The following is an 18,047-nucleotide window of genomic DNA, read 5'->3' as shown; positions in this document are numbered from 1 at the left end:
GTCCAGGCGAGAACTGCCCTACGGCGTCACTGGCCGGCACCCGACACCCCGCCCGCCGAGCCGTGCGGCATCGCCACGCACCGCCACAACGAGAACCCGGTGACCGCGGAGGCGTGCTCTCCCGACTCCGTCGCCGCCGGCCCCCACTCCTGCAGCTGTGTGCATCCGTCCGCCACCACGGCCTTCCGCACCGACTCGGTCGGTGGCGCCGAGTTCTTCAGCACCAGCAGAGGCGTGCGTCCTGCCGCGATCATCCCGGCGACGTCCTGCTCGGTGAAGACCCGCGCCTGGCCGGAGTAGCCGCCGTCGGTGAGCACGCTCGCGCCGGTCGCCGTGATGATCGGCGCCGAGATCGCCCAGGAGTCGGTGAGGAACAGGGGCGCTCCGTCCACCCCGCCGCCGGCGGCACGAGCAGCGGCGACCAGTGCGGTCTCGTCGGCGGTCATCGAGTCGTGCCCGCCGACCGCGTCCGGCGACGAGACCGCGAACGGAGCCGAGGTCTCGGCCCTCTGCGGGAAGCGCAGGCCGACGAGCGCGTCCCCGCCCGACCCGTCGAGGGACGCGTCGAGCACCTGGAGGCTGAACGCGATCGGCCCTGCCAGGATCACGACGGCCGCTGCGAGCGCGATCGAACGATGCCGGGCCGCGCCTCTGCTCGCCGCCGCACCGCCCCTACTCCACCGGGCCGCCACCGCGACCACGACGAGCCCTGCTCCGGCGAGCGCCGCGAGCGGCAGGCCCAGCACCGACGGCAGCTGCCCGCCCACGGCGAGCGCCGCGCTCCACGCCGTCTGCCCGACCAGGAGGAGCGGCAGCACCAGCCGCGCGCCGACCCGGGGCGACGCGAGCAGCCGCACCCCCTCCGCCCAGCCCAGCGCGGCGAGGAGCGCCAGCTGCACGCCGATCGCCGCGACGTACGCCATGTGCGGCACCGTCGCCACCGAGAGCACGCCCGCCGCTGTCACCAGCCACACCGCGAGGCAGACCAGGAGGGCGAAGGCACCGCGGGCACCTCCCCGCCTCCCCCGCCGCGGCCACCAGCGCACGGCGCCGAGCACCAGCCCGGCGAGCGCCGCGGGATACAGCCAGCCGACCTGCGTCGCGTACTGCGCCAGCAGCAGCTTGGCCGGCGAAGACCCCGCTGCTCCGCCCATCGTCGCCACGTGGGCGGAAGCGACGACGGCGCCGGGCACCGCTCCCGGGATCAGCCGGTCGAGCCCGTTGAACCCGAACACCATCGCGAAGACGTCGTTCCCCGTCGACCCGTCGATGTAGGGCCGGTCCCCTGCCGGCACCGCCTGCATCGCGACCATCCACGCCACCGAGGCGCCCACCGCGACGGCCAGGAGCCCGCCCGCACAGGCGAGCGCTCGGCGCCACCCGCGCACCCCGACGAGAGTCGCCACCACCAGCGCCGGCAGGACGAACCAGGCCTGCATCATCTTCGCCTGGAAGCCGATCCCGATGGACAGCCCGGTCATCAGCAGCGGCCACCACCGCTCCGTCAGCACCGCGCGCTGCCACCACACCAGCGCCACGGCGAGTGCCGCCGTGAGCAGCCCGTCCTCCATCGGGTGCCCGAACATCGACACGAGGATCGGCGTGCTCGCCGCCGCTGCCGCCGCGACCAGCCCGAGCCCCCGGCCGCCCCACCGGAGCCCGACGACCGAGCACGCCGCGACCGTGATCAGCCCCTCGATCAGCTGCGGCAGCGCGATCGACGACGTCGACATCCCGAACAGCCGGATGCTCAGCGCCTGCGGCACCGCGAACCCCGCCAGCTTGTCCAGCGTCACCGTGGCGGCGGGATCGAAGGCTCCGAACGCCAGCGCGTGCCACGACTCCGACATCGACCGTGCCGCCGCCTCGTAGAAGACGGCGTCTCCGCCCCGGGCGAGATTCCAGCCGGTGAGGGCCGTCGAACCGCACAGGATCGCGAGGAGGGTGAGCCGCGCCCACCAGGGTTCGCGCCACCAGCGGGCGAGCGGAGCGGAGTGGGTCACGTCCACCGACGCTAGGGAGCCGGCCTGCCGCCGCCCTTGCGGGCGGTCGGGGAGACGCCGTGCATGCCGCTCCGGCCTCTCAGTCCGGACGCCGCCGGCACGGCCGACGACCAGGAAGGATGCCGCGCCGCCCCGGTCACCCTCTAGAGTGCGGACATGCCCCGCTCCATGGCCGACCTCTCCTTCCGCCGCGCCCAGTGGGAGCAGCGCTACGCACCGCACGTGGCTCCCGTGAACCGCTGGGTCGACGAGCTGCGAAACCCCTACGGACGCGGCTGGCTGCCCTACGTCGCGCCCCTGCACGGCGGAGTGGAGGCGCGCGTCCTCAGCGTCCTCCGCGATCCCGGCCCCGCCACTCAGGACGGCATCGGAAGCGGCTTCCTCTGCACCGAGAACGACGACCCGACGGCCGAGCTCATGGCCGGGCTGATGGACGAGGTGGGGCTCGCCCCCGTCGACCTGCTGCCGTGGAACGCCTACCCCTGGTACATCAACCAGGCGCCGAACGCCGAGCAGCTCGACGCCGGCGTCGAGACCGTCCTGCATCTGCTCGCGCTCGCCCCCGACGTCGAGGTGGTCCTCCTGCAGGGCGGCGACGCCGATCACGGCTGGCGGCGCCTCCTCAGGCGGCACCCGGCGATCGAGCGCGAGCGCGGCCTCACGGTGATCCGCACCTTCCACCCGTCGCGACAGGCGCTCTGGGCACGGGATCCCGCCGAGCGGGAGGCGCGCTCCGCCCGACGTCGCGAGGCCTTCGCCGAGGTCGCCGCAGCGCTCCGGTGAGCGGCCCGCAGCATCACGACGAGGCCCGGAAACGACGGAAGCCCTGACGACGACCAGTGGTCTCATCAGGGCTTTCCGTCGGGCTGACAGGATTTGAACCTGCGACCCCTTGACCCCCAGTCAAGTGCGCTACCAAGCTGCGCCACAGCCCGTGGCAGACCGGGCCGAGGCCCGGGCAACTCGACTACCTTAGCGGATGCCGACGCCGGAAGTGAAAACGAGCGGGCCCCGTAGACTCGCTGCGCGGAACGCGTCGGCACGGGTCGACGCGCCGTCGGCAGCTCGGGAGGCGTCAGCAGTGGATGCGCGGCAGAAGCGATCACAGGTGGCCCTGCACCGGGCCATCATCGAACTCGCGACCGGCCGCGACGTCGCCACCCTCACCGTGTCCGAGATCACGGATCTCGCCGGCGTGAACCGCTCCACCTTCTACGCCCACGCCTCCTCCGCCGCAGAACTGCTCTGCGCCGCCCTGCAGGACGAGCTCGACGCGATCCGCGAGGGCTACCTCCAGCAGCTCCGGAGCGGCGCCGCGACCGACGCGAGCATCCGCGAGGGCACCTCCCGCGTCCTCGGCCACCTGGACGGCCACCGCGACCTCTACCTCCGCGCCTTCGACGCCCCCGGCGGGGACTCGGGCCTCCGCGCGATGCTGGCAGGGCACTTCCGCACCGCCGTCTCCGCGACGCTCGACACGGGGATCCTCGACGTCCCGGCCGCGGACGCACCGCTCGGCTTCCTCGAGGACGCGACGGCCTCGTTCCTCGCGGCGGGCTCCGTCGGCCTGATGGAGCAGTGGCTCCGTCTGCCCGCGCCCCGCGATCCCGGCAGCTACCTCGCCGCCTACCGACGGCTCCTGCCGCCGTGGTGGCCCTTCGCCACCGGCGACTGACCGGCCTCCCGGCCCTGCCGACGCCCGCTCGGAGAGACGACCGCCCGGTTCGAGGGACGCCGCTGGGCCTCCGGCAGCGCCGCGCCGCCCGTCACTCCCGCTCGAGACGAGTGCGATCTGCTCGACCGAGACGCACCGGAGCGGCATCCGTCCCCGCGACTCGACGACCGTTCCTCCCGGAGACGCGGACGGCCCGCGGGAGGAGCTCCCACGGGCCGGACACGGTGCGGCTGCGCTCAGCGCGCGCGCTTCTCGCGGACGCGCATGTTGACGTTCACCGGCGACCCCTGGAAGCCGTAGATCTCGCGCAGGCGGCGCGCGATGTAGCGGCGGTAGCCCGGGTCGAGGAACCCGGTCGTGAAGAGGACGAATGTCGGCGGGCGCGACGAGGCCTGCGTGCCGAAGAGCACGCGGGGCTGCTTGCCTCCGCGGAGGGGGTGCGGGTGCGCCGCGGTGAGCTCGGCGAGGAACGCGTTGAACTTGCCCGTCGGGATGCGCGTGTCCCACGACTCGAGGGCGAGCTCGAGCGCCGGCACGAGCTTCTCGAGGTGGCGGCCGGTGCGGGCCGAGATGTTGACGCGGGGCGCCCACGCCACGTGGGCGAGGTCGGTCTCGATCTCGCGCTCGAGGTAGCGGCGGCGCTCGTCGTCGAGGAGGTCCCACTTGTTGAAGGCGAGCACGAGCGCCCGGCCCGACTCCAGCACCAGATCGATGATGCGGACGTCCTGCTCCGAGATCGGCTGCGAGACGTCGAGGACGACGACGGCGACCTCGGCCTTCTCGAGCGCCGTCGAGGTGCGCAGCGACGCGTAGAAGTCGGCGCCCTGCTGGAGGTGCACGCGGCGGCGGATGCCCGCGGTGTCGACGAAGCGCCAGACCTTGCCGGCGATCTCGACCTGCTCGTCGACCGGGTCGCGCGTGGTGCCGGCGAGCTCGTTGACGACCACCCGCTCCTCCCCCGCGGCCTTGTTGAGCAGGCTGGACTTGCCGACGTTCGGGCGGCCGAGGATCGCGACGCGGCGCGGTCCGCCGACCTCGCGCTTGGCGACGGCCGACTCCAGAGGCAGCTTCTCGAGCACCGCGTCGAGCAGGTCGGCGACGCCGCGGCCGTGGACGGCCGAGACGGGGCGGGGCTCGCCCAGGCCGAGCGACCACAGCGAGGCGGCGTTCGGCTCCTGGCGGGCGTCGTCCACCTTGTTGGCGGCGAGGAAGACCGGCTTCTTCGTCTTGCGCAGCAGCTTCACGACGTGCTCGTCGGTCGCGGTCGCGCCCACGTTCGCGTCGACGACGAAGATGACGGCGTCGGCGAGGTCGATGGCGATCTCGGCCTGCATGGCGACGGAGGCGTCGATGCCGCGGGCGTCGGGCTCCCAGCCGCCGGTGTCGACGATGGTGAACGCCCGGTCGATCCACTCCGCCTTGTAGGACACGCGGTCGCGCGTGACGCCCGGGGTGTCCTCGACGACGGCCTCGCGGCGGCCGAGGATGCGGTTCACCAGCGCGGACTTGCCGACGTTGGGGCGGCCCACGATCGCCACGACCGGGAGGGCGGGGAGGAAGCGGACCTCGTCCGAGTCCTCCCCGGCGAACTCGAGGAGGTCGAGGTCCTCCTCGTCGAGATCGTAGTCCTCGAGTCCGCTGCGGAGCGCCTGCGCGCGTGAGGAGGCGAGCTGCTCGTCGAGGTCGCCGAGGCGCTCGACGAGGTCGTCGTCTCCGAAGTTCAGCTCGTCGTCACCGACGTGCGTGTCCTGTGCCATGACCGGCCCTTGCTCTCGAAGTTCGGACCTCGGCGACGACCGCGTCGACGGTCTGCTCGAAGTCGAGATGAGTGGAGTCGAGAAGAGTGACTCCTTCTGCGGCGTTCATGAAGTCGACCACCTGCGAGTCGGCGCGGTCCCTCGACCGCAGCGCCTGACCCGTCGCCTCGGCGGATTCCGTGGTGACCTCGCGCGAACGCCTGGCCATTCTAGCCTCTTCGCTCGCCGTCAGCAGGATCCGGACCGGAGCGGTCGGTGCGACGACCGTCGTGATGTCGCGGCCCTCGACGATGATGCCCTCCCGACGCGTCTCGCCGATGATCCTCCGGAACAGCAGGGTGATCCTCCGACGGACCTCGGGGACCTTCGCCACGGCCGAGACGCGCGCGGTCACCCGGGGCTCGCGGATGGCGGCGGTCACCTCGGTCGGACCGACCCACACCGAGTACGACTCGGGGTCGGTGCCGATGGAGTAGTCGAAGCCGTCGAGCGCGTCGACGATCGCGTCCTGGTCCTCGAAGTCGAGGCCGCGGTCGAGCCCGTGCCAGGCGAGCGCGCGGTAGGCCGCTCCCGTGTCGAGGAACTCGAAGTCGAGGCGGCGGGCGGCAGCCCTCGACACGCTGGACTTGCCGCTGCCGGCCGGGCCGTCGATGGCGACCACGACGGCCTCGCCGAAGTCGCCCTGCTCGGCGGCCTCGGAGCGCGCCTCGCGCTCGGGAGCCGCGCCCCCGTCCTCCGGGATGCTCTGCTGTGCCCGGCGGGCGGGCGTCATCCTGTTCAGGCCGCCCTCCTGCCTGTTCTGCTCGGTGCTCATCCGGCGATCCTCCAGCCGCGTATGGTCAGTTCTTCGGTCAGCGGCGCGACCGCCTCGGGCACGACCGAGATCTCGGCGAGACCCACTCGACGCCCCTGCGCGTGCTCGAGGCGCACGTCCTCGAGGTTGACGCCCGCCTCGCCGATCTCCACCAGGAGCCGCGCGAGGGTTCCGGGAGAGTCGTCGACGAGGACGATCAGGGTCGAGAAGCGCTGGTCCTGGCCGTGCTTGCCGGGCAGGCGCGCCACTCCGGCGTTGCCCGCGGCGAGGTGCTCGGCGAGCACGCGGCGCGAGCCGGGCGCCTCGAGGTCGCGAAGCGCGTCGGCCACCGCGGCGACGTCGTCGCGGAAGGCGTCGAGCACCGCGACGACGTGCTCGCGGTTCGCGGCCAGGATCTGCATCCAGAGCTCGGGGGCCGAGGCCGCCAGGCGCGAGACGTCGCGGACGCCCTGCCCGGCGAGGCGGAGCGCCGCGTTCGGGGCGTCGAGGAGGCGCTGGCCGAGCAGTGACGAGATCACCTGCGGGGCGTGCGAGACGAGGCCGACCGAGAGGTCGTGCTCCTCCGGGTCCATCTCGACGATGGTGCCGCCGAGGTCGAGAGCGAGGCCCTCCACCCTTGCGAGCGCGTCGGGCGCGGTCTCGCCGTCGCGGCAGATCACCCAGGGTCTGCCGACGAAGAGGTCTCCCCGCGCGGCGACCGGTCCGCCGCGCTCGCGGCCGGCCATCGGGTGCGAGCCGATGTAGCGGGCGAGGTCGACGCCGCGGGAGCGCAGCTCGCGCAGCGGCTGGGTCTTGACGCTCGCCACGTCGGTGACGACGGCTCCGGGGTGCGCCGCGAGCTCGCGCTCGACGACGCTCGCGGTGACGTCAGGGGGGACGCAGACGACGACGACGGAGGGCCGGTCGTCGGCGGAGGCGGCGCGGCCGGCCCCGTAGTCGATGGCGAGGGAGAGGCTCGCGGGCGAGGCGTCGTCGAGGACGACGTCGATCCCGCGGGAGGCGAGGCCGAGGCCGATGGAGGCGCCGAGCAGTCCGGAGCCGACCACCCGCACCGTCCCGGTCGTCCGCATCGCGGGCGGCGCGGGGTGCAGGAGCTCGTTCACCCCGACAGCCTAGCGATCGGCGCGGCGCTGCTTGTCGGCGCCGGACCGGCGCGGAGGACCGTCGCTCCGCCCGCCGCCGGCGGAGGAGCCGCCGCGATCGGACGACCGTCCCGCCGAGCCGCCGCGGTCGGACGACCGTCCCGCCGAGCCGCCGCGGTCGGACGACCGTCCCGCCGAGCCGCCGCGGTCGGACGACCGTCCCGCCGAGCCGCCGCGATCCGAGGATCGCCCGGCCGAGCCGCGCTCCGCCGGGGCGACGCGCTCGCCGCTGTCAGGCCGGGGCCGCCGCGCACCCGCGCTCACCTTCTTCGAGGGGACCGCGGGAGCGGCCGCCACCGCCTCGCCGCCCTGCCGCGCGATCGTGAGCAGCGCGCCCAGCTCCTCCCGGGTCAGGTCGCGCAGATCGCCCGAGCGCAGGGTGCCCAGGTGCAGCGGCCCGAACTGGCGCCGGACGAGCTCGATCACCGGGTGGCCGACCGCCGCCATCATCCGGCGGACGACCCGGTTGCGACCGGAGTGCAGGGTGATCTCGACGAGCGAGGCGTTCGAGCGGCCCTCCGGCCGGCCGAGGAGACGCGCCTTGTCGGCGGCCACTGGTCCGTCGTCGAGCTCGATCCCGGAGGTCAGCGTCGCGATCGTCTGCGGGAGGACCTGCCCGTGCACCTTCGCGATGTAGGTCTTCGTCACTCCGAACGACGGGTGCGCGAGGACGTGGGCGAGCTCGCCGTCGTTGGTCAGCACGAGCAGGCCCGAGGTCTCGGCGTCGAGGCGCCCGACGTTGAACAGCCGCTCCTCGAAGTTCTTCGTGTAGAGGCTGAGGTCGGTGCGTCCGTTCTCGTCCGCCAGCGAGCTGACGACGCCGATCGGCTTGTTGAGCATGACGTAGCGGCGCGAGGTGTCCAGCTGCACCGCGACCCCGTCGACCTCGATCCGGTCGGTCGCCGGATCGATGCGGCGGCCGAGCTCGTCCGCCACCTCGCCGTTGACGCGGATCCGCCGCGCCACGATCATCTCCTCGACCACTCGTCGGGAGGCGACCCCCGCTGCCGCGAGGACCTTCTGCAGTCGTTCGCCGTCGGGGCCGCTGTCAGGCGCGCTCATCGAATCCGTCTCTTCCGTCGCTCAGTAGGGGGGAGATCTTCGGCAGCTCGTCGAGCGAGGTGAGGCCGAGGTGCACGAGCAGCTGCTCGGTGGTGCCGTAGAGGACCGCGCCCGTCTCGGGGTCGTGGCCGACCTCCGCGATGAGGCCGCGGCCGAGGAGGGTGCGCGCGACGGAGTCGACGTTGACCGCGCGGATCTGCGCGACCTGACCGCGCGAGACCGGCTGCTTGTAGGCGATCACGGCGAGCGTCTCGAGCGCCGCCTGCGAGAGCCGCGTCGGGTTCTGCGTCAGGACGAAGTCCTTGACCACCGGGTCGTACTCGCGGCGCACGTAGATCCGCCAGCCGGCACCGACCTCGCGCAGCTCGAAGCCCCGGCGGATCGCCCCGTCGACGCCGTCGTAGTCGGCGACCAGGCGCTCGATCGACTGGCGGACCACGGCGATCGGCCTCGACAGCGCGGTCGCGAGGGAGGCGAGCGGCTGCGGCTCGTCCGCGACCATCAGGATCGCCTCGACCGCCCGGTCGATCTCGAACGCGACGGTCCCGGGGCCGGCGTCAGGAGTCATAGTCGGCTCCGAGCGCGGCGAGGCTCGCATCGCTCCACTGCTCGGCGACCCAGCGCAGCGTGAGCTCGCCGAGCGGCTCCGGCTGGTCGAATGAGATCGCGGCGTGCCGGTAGAGCTCGAGCACGGCCAGGAAGCGCGCGACGATCATGCCCTTCTCGTCGGCGTCCGCGATCAGCTCGCCGAACGTGGCCCTCCCGCGGGCGCGCAGCATCGCCACGACGTGCGCGGCCTGCTCCCGGATGCTGATCTGCGGGGCGTGGAGGTGGTCCAGGCCCACCGTCGGCAGCTCGCGCGGAGCGAGGGCGACGGTCGCGAGGGCGGCGAAGTCGGCGGGCGACAGGGTCCAGACGAGCTCCGGCTTCGCGGACCGGTACTCCTCCTCCAGAGGCACGTCCCGCACGTGGCGGGCGGTCTCGATCGCGATCCGCTCGGCGAACCACGACGACACCTGCTTGAAGGCCCGGTACTGCAGGAGCCGGGCGAACAGCAGGTCTCGCGCCTCCAGCAGCGCCGCGTCCTCCGCGTCCACGAGCTCGCCCTGGGGCAGGAGTCCGGCGATCTTCAGGTCGAGGAGCGTCGCGGCGACGACGAGGAACTCCGACGCGCGGTCCAGCCCCTCGAGCGAGTCGATCCCGTGCAGGTACGAGAGGAACTCGTCCGTCACGGCGCTCAGCGCGATCTCGGTGATGTCGACCTGCTGTTTCGCGATGAGGCTCAGCAGGAGGTCGAACGGACCCTCGAAGTTGGTCAGCGCGAGGTGGAACCCGATGGGAGCGGGGCGCTCCTCGAGGAGGACCTCAGGCGACCGCGCCACGCGAGATCAGCTCCCTGGCGAGCTTGCGGTACGCCTTCGCGGCGTTGTGCTCGGGCGCGAACTGGGTGATCGGGACGCCGGACACGCTGGCGTCCGGGAACTTCACCGTGCGGCCGATCACCGTCTCGAGCACGCTGTCGCCGAAGGCGTCGACCACCCGGTCGAGCACCTCCCGCGAGTGCAGGGTGCGGGAGTCGTACATCGTGGGCAGGATGCCGTCGAGCTCGATCACCGGGTTGAGCCGGTCGCGGACCTTGTCGATCGTCTCGATCAGCAGGGCGACGCCGCGCAGCGCGAAGAACTCGCACTCGAGCGGGATGAGCACGCCGTGGCTCGCGGTGAGCGCGTTGACCGTGAGCAGGCCCAGCGAGGGCTGGCAGTCGATCAGGATGACGTCGTAGTCCGCGCTCACCTTGCGGAGCACCCGGGCGAGGATCTGCTCGCGCGCGACCTCGTTGACGAGGTGGACCTCGGCGGCGGAGAGGTCGATGTTGGCCGGGATGACGTCCAGGCCCGGCACGCGGGTCCTCCGGATCGCCTCGGCCGGGTCCTTCACGGTGCCGAGGAGCAGGTCGTAGATCGTGATGGCGTCGTAGGTGGTGACCCCGAGGCCGGCCGAGAGGGCGCCCTGCGGGTCGAAGTCGATGGCCAGCACGCGGCGGCCGTACTCGGCGAGGGTTGCGCCCAGGTTGATGGTCGTCGTCGTCTTGCCAACGCCGCCCTTCTGGTTGCAGAGCGAGATGATCCGGGCGGGGCCGTGACCGGTGAGCTCCACCGGCAGCGGGAAGTCGCGCAGGGGGCGGCCGGTCGGGCCGAGCGTCGGGGCTTCGAGACCGGTGAGCTCGGCCTTGTCGTCCGTCTTGCGTGTCACCTGCGTCGTCCTCGCTTCCGTGGCGGCGTGCGCTCCCGCGCGGCCTCCGACGAGTGTACCGGCGCCCCGCTCCCCGGCCGCCGCGCCCCGCCGCGCGGGGCCGCGGCTCTAGCGCCGCGCTCGCGGGTGCGCGGACGTGTAGACGTCCCGGAGCGTGTCCGCCGTCACCAGCGTGTAGATCTGCGTCGTCGCCACCGAGGCGTGCCCGAGGAGCTCCTGCACCACGCGGACGTCGGCACCGCCCGCGAGCAGGTGGGTCGCGAACGAGTGCCGGAAGGTGTGCGGCGAGATCTCCCGGTCCAGCCCGGCCTTCTCGGCGACGGCGCGGATGACCAGCCAGGCGCTCTGCCGCGACAGGCGGCTCCCGCGGACCCCCAGGAAGAGCGCCGGCGTCGCGCGCCCCCTCCGCGAGAGCTCGGGCCGCGCACGGACGAGGTACTCGTCGACCGCCTCGCGGGCGAAGCGGCCGAGCGGCACCATCCGCTGCTTGGACCCCTTGCCCGTCAGCCGCACCACCTCCGCGGCGACCACGTCGTCGACGTTCAGGTCCACCGCCTCCGAGATGCGCGCGCCCGTCGCGTAGAGCAGCTCCAGCAGGGCCCGGTCCCGCAGGTCCGCGAGCTCCTCGCCGCGCGCCGCGTCGAGCAGTGCCGCCATCTGCTCGACCGTGACCGCCTTCGGCAGGGTCATCGGGATCTTCGGCGGCACCACCTCCCGGGCAACGTCGTCCGAGACGACCCCCTCCTCGAGGGCGAAGCGGTGCAGCCCTCGGACGCTCGAGAGGAGACGTGCGCGCGAGCTCGCCGCGAGCGGCCGCTCCGGGCGTGCGGCCAGCCAGGAGGAGAACTCCCCCACGTCGACCCGTCCGAGCTGCGCCAGATCGACGGTCCCGCGCTCCTCGAGCCAGCCGAGGTAGAGCTCCAGGTCGCGCCGGTAGGCCGCGAGCGTGTGCGCCGAGAGCCCGCGCTCCACGCTCGCCTGCCGGAGGTACGCCTCGGCGCAGGCGCGGGGGCTCACCCCCGGGGGTGGCGGACCCGCGGGTGGCGCGTCCACGGCGAGGACGCGTCGCCCAGCCCGTCCCAGTCGCGCGAGCGGAACGCGTGCGCCGCGAGCACCGCGATCGTCAGCGAGGGGTTCTGCACCCGGCGGGCGAGGACCGCCTCGACCGCCTCGTCCAGCGGCACCCACCGCAGCTCCATGTCCGCCTCCTCCGCCTCGCGGTCGAAGGCGGAGCCGGTGGACGAGAGCCCGCGGGCCAGGTAGATCCGGATGACCTCGTCGCTGCCGCCCGGCGAGGTGGCGAACTCCGAGAGCAGGTCCCAGCGCTCGGCCTGCAGGTCCGTCTCCTCGCCCAGCTCCCGCTGAGCGGCGACCAGGGGATCCTCGCCCTCGACGTCGAGCAGGCCGGCCGGGATCTCCCACTCGCGGGTGCGGACAGGGTGCCGGTACTGCTTGATCAGGGCGACGCGGTCCTCGTCGTCGAGGGCCAGCACGGCGACGGCTCCCGTGTGATCGAGGAACTCCCGGCGCAGCTCGCCGCCGCCGTAGCGGAACGTCTCGGCGCGGACGCCCCAGACCATCCCGTCGAAGACGCGCTCACTGGTCAGGACCTCCGGCTCGACGAGCTCGTCCGACAGCGGCTCACTCATCGGCGCCCGCCTCCGATGCCGGGAAGAGGCGCGAGGCCTCCTGGCGCTCGAGGGCGGCGGTCACGAGGCCGCGGAAGAGCGGGTGCGCGGCGTTCGGGCGCGAGCGGAGCTCCGGGTGCGCCTGCGTGCCCACGTAGTAGGGGTGCTTCTCGCGGGGCAGCTCGACGTACTCCACGAGGTGGCCGTCGGGCGAGAGGCCCGAGAACCAGAGCCCCGCCTCGGCGATCCGGTCGCGGTAGCGGTTGTTGACCTCGTAGCGGTGACGGTGGCGCTCGGCCGCCTCAGGTGCGCCGTACACCTCGGCGACGATCGAGCCCTCGGCGAGCTCGGCCGTGTAGAGGCCGAGGCGCATCGTGCCGCCCATGTCCCCGGACGCGAGGATCTCGACCTGCTCGGCCATCGTCGCGATGACGGGGAACTCCGTCTCCGGGTCGAACTCCGACGACGAGGCCCCCTCGAGGCCGGCCTCGTTGCGGGCGTACTCGATGACCATGCACTGCAGGCCGAGGCAGAGCCCGAGGGTCGGTATCCCGCTCTCCCGCGCGAAGCGCAGCGCGCCGAGCTTGCCCTCGATGCCGCGGATGCCGAAGCCGCCGGGCACGCAGATGCCGTCGAGCTCGGAGAGCGCCTTGGCCGCAGCCTCGGGGTCCTCGAGCCCGTCGGAGGCGATCCAGCGGATGGCGACCTTCGTCTGCTGCGCGAAGCCGCCGGCCCGCAGAGCCTCCGTCACGGAGAGGTAGGCGTCGGGCAGGTCGATGTACTTCCCGACCAGGCCGATGGTGACCTCGTGCTTGGGCTCGTGCACGGCCTCGAGCAGTCGCGACCAGCCGTCCCAGACGACCTCGCCGGCCGGGAGGCCCAGCTGGTCGATGATGTAGGCGTCGAGGCCCTGCTCGTTGAGCATCTGCGGGATCTCGTAGATCGACGCGACGTCCTTGGCGTTGACCACGGCCTGCTCGTCGACGTCGCACATCAGCGCGATCTTGCGCTTGTTCGACTCCGACACGGGTCGGTCGCTCCGCAGCACCAGCGCGTCCGGCTGGATGCCGATCGAGCGCAGCGCCGCGACGGAGTGCTGGGTGGGCTTGGTCTTCTGCTCGCCGGAGGCGCCCATGAAGGGCACCAGCGAGACGTGCACGAAGAAGACGTTGCGGCGGCCGAGCTCGTGGCGGACCTGGCGGGCCGACTCGATGAACGGCTGGCTCTCGATGTCGCCGACGGTGCCGCCGATCTCGGTGATGATGACGTCCGGCTGCGGGTCGTCCTCCGACTGGAGGCGCATGCGCCGCTTGATCTCGTCCGTGATGTGCGGGATGACCTGGACCGTGTCGCCGAGGTACTCGCCGGCGCGCTCCCGCGCGATGACCCGCGAGTAGATCTGGCCGGTCGTGACGTTCGCGGCCTGGTTCAGGTTGATGTCGAGGAAGCGCTCGTAGTGGCCGATGTCGAGATCGGTCTCGGCGCCGTCGTCGGTCACGAAGACCTCGCCGTGCTGGAACGGGTTCATCGTCCCCGGGTCCACGTTGAGGTACGGGTCGAGCTTCTGCATGACGACGCGCAGCCCGCGCGCGGTCAGCAGGTTGCCCAGGCTCGCGGCCGTGAGTCCCTTGCCGAGCGAGGAGACGACACCGCCGGTGACGAAGATGTGCTTCGTGATCTTCGAGGGGGCGTCCTGCCCGGCCGTCGAAGCGTTCCGGGTCGAGGACCCGGAGGAGCCCTCGGGATCCGAGGGAGAAGAAGAGGAAAGGCCCGCGTTCGTAAAGTCCACCACGGGGTTCCACCGTAACAGCAGAACGGCGGCGGCGGACCGTCCGGGACGGATCGATGTCGTCCAGGGCCGCTCGCGATCAGCCCCGCCGACTCGATTCGAGGAGCTCCCGCGCATGAGCGAGAGCGTTGGCGGAGTCGGTGAGCCCCGAGAGCAGGCGCGCCATCTCGGACACCCGCTCCTCGGAGTCGAGCTGCGTCACGGCGCTCGAGGTAACCGCGCCGTCCGAGCCCTTCTCGACGCGGAGGTGGTTCGTGGCGAATGCGGCGACCTGCGCGAGGTGGGTCACCACGATGACCTGCGACGTCTCGGCGAGCCGCGCGAGCCGTCGGCCGATCTCGATCGCCGCCGCTCCGCCGACCCCTGCGTCGACCTCGTCGAAGACGAACGTCGGCACGGGGTCGTTGGCGGCGACCACGACCTCGATCGCGAGCATCACCCGCGAGAGCTCGCCTCCCGAGGCTCCGCGGGCGAGGGGCCGGGGTGCGGCCCCGGTGTGCGGCTGGAGCAGCATCTCGACGGAGTCGCGCCCGTGGATGCTCGGCTCCCCCGCGGCCGTCACCTTCACGTGCAGGCGCGCATCCGCCATGGCCAGCGCGGTGAGCTCGTCGCTGACCCGCTCCCCCAGCTCGGCGGCCGCCGCGGTCCGCAGCTCGGTCAGCCGGGTCGCGAGGCGGTCGACGAGGTCCGCGTCGGCCGCGGTGTCGGCCTCGAGAGCCGCGATCCTCTCGTCGTCGCCGTCGAGCTCGAGCAGGCGGAGTCCGGAGGAGTCCACCAGGTCGAGCACGTCGTCCAGCGTCGGTCCGTAGGTGCGGGCGAGCAGGGACAGCTCCGCCCGACGGTTCTCGATCAGCTCCAGGTCGTGCGCGCCGTCGAGGTCGAGCTCCGCCAGGTACGAGGAGAGCCCTCCGGCGGCGTCGACGAGGAGCACCGCCGCCTCGCCGAGCGTCTGGACCGTCGGCTGCAGCGCGGCGTCGTGCTCGGCCGCCCGCTCCAGCACGCGCCGCGCCGTCTCGAGGAGCCCGAGCGCGTCCCGCCCGTCCAGCTCCTCGGACGAGATCGCCTCGCGGGCCTCGCCGGCGGCGAGCCGGAGCTGCTCGATGCTCCCGAGCCGGGCGGACTGCGCCGCGAGCTCGACGTCCTCCCCGCGCTGGGGGGCGACCACCTCGATCTCGGCGAGGGCGGAGCGGAGCCGTTCGGCTTCGCGGGCGCGCGTCTCCCGGGCCTCGGTGAGCGAGTCGAGCTCCTCCCGGTTGGCCCGCCAACGCTCGAAGGCGCTCGCGTAGTCGCGGAGGGCGTCGGCGAGACCGGGTCCGCCGAACCGGTCGAGCGCCTCGCGCTGCGCCGCGGCGGAGCGGAGGCGGATCTGGTCCGACTGCCCGTGCACGACGACCAGCTGATCGGCGAGCTCGCTCAGCACGCTGACCGGTGCGCTCCGGCCGCCGACGACGGCTCGCCCACGTCCCTCCGCCGAGACGGACCGCGCGAGGAGCAGCTCCGGGCCGTCGAGATCGCCGCCGGCGTCGTGGACGCGCTCGGCGACCGGGCCCTCCTCGGGGACCAGCCAGCGCCCCGACACCCAGGCCTGCTTCGCTCCCGAGCGCACCGCGGACGGGTCCGAGCGCGCGCCCAGCACGAGGCCGAGCGCCGTGACCACCATCGTCTTGCCGGCGCCGGTCTCGCCGGTGACCGCGGTGAAGCCCGGTCCGAGCGGGAGCGTCGCCTCGGCGATCACTCCGAGGTCGCGGATCTGCAGCTCTTCGAGCATCGGGCCTTACTCCGTCTCCGCCGACCCCCGCCATCCGCGGATGGGGAGACCGAACTTGTGCACGAGTCGATCGGTGAAGGGGGCGTCGTGCAGGCGCGCGAAGCGCACGGGCACGGGCGAGCGCCGGTAGACGACGCGCGCTCCCGGCGGCAGCTCGTAGGCGCGCCGGCCGTCGGCCCAGAGGACGCCGACGCCGTCGGTCCTCTCCTTGACCTCGACGGCGAGGCTCGACGACGGGCCCACGACGAGGGGCCGCGCGAAGAGCGCATGGGCGCTGAGCGGAACGAGGAGCATCGCCTCGACGGTCGGCCACACGACGGGGCCGCCCCCGGAGAAGGCGTAAGCGGTGGAACCGGTCGGAGTGGACACGACGATGCCGTCGCAGCCGAAGCTCGACAGCGGACGTCCGTCGACGCCCACCATGACCTCGAGCATCCGCTCGCGGCTGCCCTTCTCGACCGTGGCCTCGTTGAGCGCCCAGGTCTCGTAGACGACGGCCTCGTCGATCTTGACGCGCACCTGCAGGGTCATCCGCTCCTCGACCGCGTAGTCGCCGTCGAGCGCACGGGCGACGGCGTCGTCGAGATCGTCCCGCTCGCTCTCGGCGAGGAACCCGACGTGGCCGAGGTTCACGCCGAGCAGAGGGGCCGTCCCGGACCGGACGATCTCCGCCGCGCGGAGGATGGTACCGTCGCCGCCGAGCACGAACACGAGCTCGATGGACTCGAGCGGTACGTCGGACCCGAGCACGGCGACGTCGCTCAGATCCGGAGCGACCGCGACGATGTCGCCCTTGTCGTCGGCGCAGAGGACGGGGTGGGCGCCCGAGTTCCGGAGGCGCTCGACGACGAGGACCGCCGCATCGAGGGAGTCCGCCCGTCCGGTGTGGGCGACGACGAGGATGTTGCGCTCGTCACGAGGGGACTGCATCGAGGGTGTGTCCTTCTGGTCGGTCGACAGCGGCGGACACGATCGCGTCATCCGGTGGTGAGCGCGGTGACCGCGTCCCTCCATTCTGTCGGAATAGATCCGCGGTCGCGGTGGAGGTGCGCCAGATACTCGCGATTCCCAGCGCCCCCCGGGAGTGGCGACTCGGCCAGCCCGACGACGCCGAGCCCCAGGTCCCACGCCGACCACAGGACGTCCGAGAGGGCCTCGCGACGCAGCTCGGGATCCCGGACGATCCCCTCCCGCACTCCCAAGCGGCCCACCTCGAACTGCGGCTTCACCAGCACCACGAAGTCGGCGAGCGGATCCACAGAGGCGGCGACCGGAGGCAGAACCATCCGCAGGGAGATGAAGGACACGTCGGACACGACCAAGTCCGGGACGATCTCGGTCCTGGCGGCTTCGGCGAGCCGGGCGGTGGTGAGATCCCGCGCATTGAACCCCTCCACCACGTGGACGCGATCGTCGGACCGGATCCGCGGAGCGAGCTGGGCATGCCCGACGTCGAGCGCGATCACCGAGGCGGCGCCGCGCTCGAGCAGGACCTGCGAGAACCCGCCCGTCGACGCCCCGACGTCGAGAGCGTTCCGGCCGGCGACTCGCACCGTCGCGAAGGTGTCGAGGGCGGCGAGCAGCTTGTGGGCGGCGCGGCTGACGTAGTGGTCGAGGCCGGCGACCGCGACGTCCTGATCGTCGCGCACGCGGATCGAGGGCTTCAGTGCAGGGACGCCGTCCACCGTCACCAGACCGCCGGCGATCATCCGAGCGGCATGGGTGCGGGATCGGGCGATACCCCGTTCGGCGAGAGCCGAGTCGAGTCGCGAGTCGTCGGTCATCGGTCGCGGTCCGCGTTCTCGAGTCGGATGCGCAGCTGCTCCTGCAGCTGGACGTATCCGGCTGCCCTCTTGTCGAGCGCAGCCTGCTCGATCCGGAGGAGCTCGTCTGACAGGACGTGTTCCTCCACGGCGTCGAAGCCGTTCTGGAGCGGCCTCGATTCCGGAGAGGGCGTCGGGTCGTGCTGAGTCATCGCTGCTCCTCGTTCCGGAGTCGGGCGACGACGGTCATCGTCGCTCCGGCCGGCCCTGTTACTCCACGAACAGAGACCGACCGGTTAAACAGCGATGGCCACCCATTTCTGGGTGGCCATCGTGAATGGTGTCCGGCGGTGTCCTACTCTCCCACAGGGTCCCCCCTGCAGTACCATCGGC

At 72.7% G+C, this 18,047-nt stretch carries 16 protein-coding genes, 1 tRNA gene and 1 pseudogene; 2 read left to right on the top strand and 16 right to left on the bottom strand.

Annotated features, from left to right (window positions below):
• Positions 1-26 precede the first annotated feature (26 nt).
• Positions 27-2,003, bottom strand: coding sequence for a glycosyltransferase family 39 protein (locus C5C44_RS13770; protein WP_104336038.1), 1,977 nt, complete (start codon positions 2,001-2,003; stop codon positions 27-29).
• 156 nt (positions 2,004-2,159) lie between these two features.
• Here C5C44_RS13770 and C5C44_RS17375 point away from each other — a divergent pair, with 156 nt between their 5' ends.
• Positions 2,160-2,786 (top strand): uracil-DNA glycosylase, encoded by a 627-nt coding sequence (locus tag C5C44_RS17375; protein WP_104247179.1) that lies wholly within the window; start codon positions 2,160-2,162, stop codon positions 2,784-2,786.
• Between the two features lie 78 nt (positions 2,787-2,864).
• On the opposite strand, the gene C5C44_RS13760 is transcribed toward C5C44_RS17375, so the two are convergent.
• Positions 2,865-2,938: transfer RNA gene (locus tag C5C44_RS13760), tRNA-Pro, on the bottom strand.
• Positions 2,939-3,111: 173 nt separating this feature from the next.
• On the opposite strand from C5C44_RS13760, the gene C5C44_RS13755 reads away from it, so the two are divergent.
• Positions 3,112-3,678: a TetR/AcrR family transcriptional regulator gene (locus C5C44_RS13755; RefSeq protein ID WP_104222507.1), complete on the top strand. Its 567-nt coding sequence runs from the start codon at positions 3,112-3,114 to the stop codon at positions 3,676-3,678.
• A 236-nt stretch (positions 3,679-3,914) separates the two neighbouring features.
• Here the strand turns inward: C5C44_RS13755 and der are convergent, their stop codons facing one another.
• The 14 genes and pseudogenes from der to C5C44_RS13685 form a co-directional block, all read right to left on the bottom strand.
• Positions 3,915-5,435, bottom strand: a complete 1,521-nt coding sequence (gene der / locus C5C44_RS13750; protein WP_104336020.1) for a ribosome biogenesis GTPase Der — start codon at positions 5,433-5,435, stop codon at positions 3,915-3,917.
• Positions 5,410-6,249: a (d)CMP kinase gene (gene cmk, locus C5C44_RS13745; protein WP_244229618.1), complete on the bottom strand. Its 840-nt coding sequence runs from the start codon at positions 6,247-6,249 to the stop codon at positions 5,410-5,412. Before cmk ends, der begins: the two co-directional genes overlap by 26 nt.
• The gene (locus tag C5C44_RS13740) at positions 6,246-7,319 is read right to left on the bottom strand and encodes a prephenate dehydrogenase (protein ID WP_104222605.1); all 1,074 of its coding nucleotides are present in this window, start codon (positions 7,317-7,319) and stop codon (positions 6,246-6,248) included. Before C5C44_RS13740 ends, cmk begins: the two co-directional genes overlap by 4 nt.
• 375 nt (positions 7,320-7,694) lie before the next feature.
• Positions 7,695-8,453 (bottom strand): annotated as a pseudogene (locus C5C44_RS13735) (pseudouridine synthase); the annotation flags it as partial.
• Positions 8,440-9,021, bottom strand: a complete 582-nt coding sequence (gene scpB / locus C5C44_RS13730) for an SMC-Scp complex subunit ScpB (RefSeq protein ID WP_104336018.1) — start codon at positions 9,019-9,021, stop codon at positions 8,440-8,442. The pseudogene C5C44_RS13735 and the gene scpB, both read right to left, overlap by 14 nt.
• Positions 9,011-9,835 (bottom strand): ScpA family protein, encoded by an 825-nt coding sequence (locus C5C44_RS13725; protein ID WP_104336017.1) that lies wholly within the window; start codon positions 9,833-9,835, stop codon positions 9,011-9,013. Before C5C44_RS13725 ends, scpB begins: the two co-directional genes overlap by 11 nt.
• Complete coding sequence (locus C5C44_RS13720; protein ID WP_104222502.1) at positions 9,819-10,706, bottom strand: ParA family protein; 888 nt, start codon at positions 10,704-10,706, stop codon at positions 9,819-9,821. Before C5C44_RS13720 ends, C5C44_RS13725 begins: the two co-directional genes overlap by 17 nt.
• A 108-nt stretch (positions 10,707-10,814) precedes the next feature.
• The gene (gene xerD / locus C5C44_RS13715; protein WP_104336016.1) at positions 10,815-11,723 is read right to left on the bottom strand and encodes a site-specific tyrosine recombinase XerD; all 909 of its coding nucleotides are present in this window, start codon (positions 11,721-11,723) and stop codon (positions 10,815-10,817) included.
• Positions 11,720-12,355 (bottom strand): NUDIX hydrolase, encoded by a 636-nt coding sequence (locus C5C44_RS13710; RefSeq protein WP_104233392.1) that lies wholly within the window; start codon positions 12,353-12,355, stop codon positions 11,720-11,722. The genes xerD and C5C44_RS13710 overlap by 4 nt, the downstream gene beginning before the upstream one ends.
• Entirely contained in the window at positions 12,348-14,012 is a 1,665-nt protein-coding gene (locus C5C44_RS13705; protein ID WP_104336037.1) for a CTP synthase, read from the bottom strand. Before C5C44_RS13705 ends, C5C44_RS13710 begins: the two co-directional genes overlap by 8 nt.
• Positions 14,013-14,202: 190 nt before the next feature.
• Entirely contained in the window at positions 14,203-15,891 is a 1,689-nt protein-coding gene (gene recN, locus C5C44_RS13700) for a DNA repair protein RecN (RefSeq protein WP_104336015.1), read from the bottom strand.
• A 6-nt stretch (positions 15,892-15,897) separates the two neighbouring features.
• Positions 15,898-16,821, bottom strand: a complete 924-nt coding sequence (locus C5C44_RS13695; RefSeq protein ID WP_104336014.1) for an NAD kinase — start codon at positions 16,819-16,821, stop codon at positions 15,898-15,900.
• 47 nt (positions 16,822-16,868) lie between these two features.
• A complete protein-coding gene (locus C5C44_RS13690) occupies positions 16,869-17,675 on the bottom strand; it encodes a TlyA family RNA methyltransferase (protein ID WP_104336013.1) in 807 nt (268 codons plus the stop codon).
• Positions 17,672-17,866 carry a hypothetical protein gene (locus C5C44_RS13685; RefSeq protein ID WP_104336012.1) on the bottom strand — a complete coding sequence of 65 codons (195 nt, stop codon included), beginning with the start codon at positions 17,864-17,866 and terminating at the stop codon, positions 17,672-17,674. The genes C5C44_RS13690 and C5C44_RS13685 overlap by 4 nt, the downstream gene beginning before the upstream one ends.
• Positions 17,867-18,047: the final 181 nt, after the last annotated feature.

It is taken from the genome of Rathayibacter sp. AY1F6 (genome assembly GCF_002932035.1).
In the GTDB taxonomy this organism is placed as follows: domain Bacteria; phylum Actinomycetota; class Actinomycetes; order Actinomycetales; family Microbacteriaceae; genus Rathayibacter.
This window is presented reverse-complemented; position numbering and strand designations above follow the sequence as displayed.

Bases quoted from the DNA above. Each gene is read 5' to 3' on its own strand.
- C5C44_RS13685 (WP_104336012.1), bottom strand. From the start codon at position 17,866: ATGACTCAGCACGACCCGACGCCCTCTCCGGAATCGAGGCCGCTCCAG.
- C5C44_RS13740 (WP_104222605.1), bottom strand. From the start codon at position 7,319: ATGCGGACGACCGGGACGGTGCGGGTGGTCGGCTCCGGACTGCTCGGC.
- recN (WP_104336015.1), bottom strand. From the start codon at position 15,891: ATGCTCGAAGAGCTGCAGATCCGCGACCTCGGAGTGATCGCCGAGGCG.
- scpB (WP_104336018.1), bottom strand. From the start codon at position 9,021: ATGACTCCTGACGCCGGCCCCGGGACCGTCGCGTTCGAGATCGACCGG.
- C5C44_RS13710 (WP_104233392.1), bottom strand. From the start codon at position 12,355: ATGAGTGAGCCGCTGTCGGACGAGCTCGTCGAGCCGGAGGTCCTGACC.
- cmk (WP_244229618.1), bottom strand. From the start codon at position 6,249: ATGAGCACCGAGCAGAACAGGCAGGAGGGCGGCCTGAACAGGATGACG.
- C5C44_RS17375 (WP_104247179.1), top strand. From the start codon at position 2,160: ATGCCCCGCTCCATGGCCGACCTCTCCTTCCGCCGCGCCCAGTGGGAG.
- C5C44_RS13690 (WP_104336013.1), bottom strand. From the start codon at position 17,675: ATGACCGACGACTCGCGACTCGACTCGGCTCTCGCCGAACGGGGTATC.
- der (WP_104336020.1), bottom strand. From the start codon at position 5,435: ATGGCACAGGACACGCACGTCGGTGACGACGAGCTGAACTTCGGAGAC.
- C5C44_RS13695 (WP_104336014.1), bottom strand. From the start codon at position 16,821: ATGCAGTCCCCTCGTGACGAGCGCAACATCCTCGTCGTCGCCCACACC.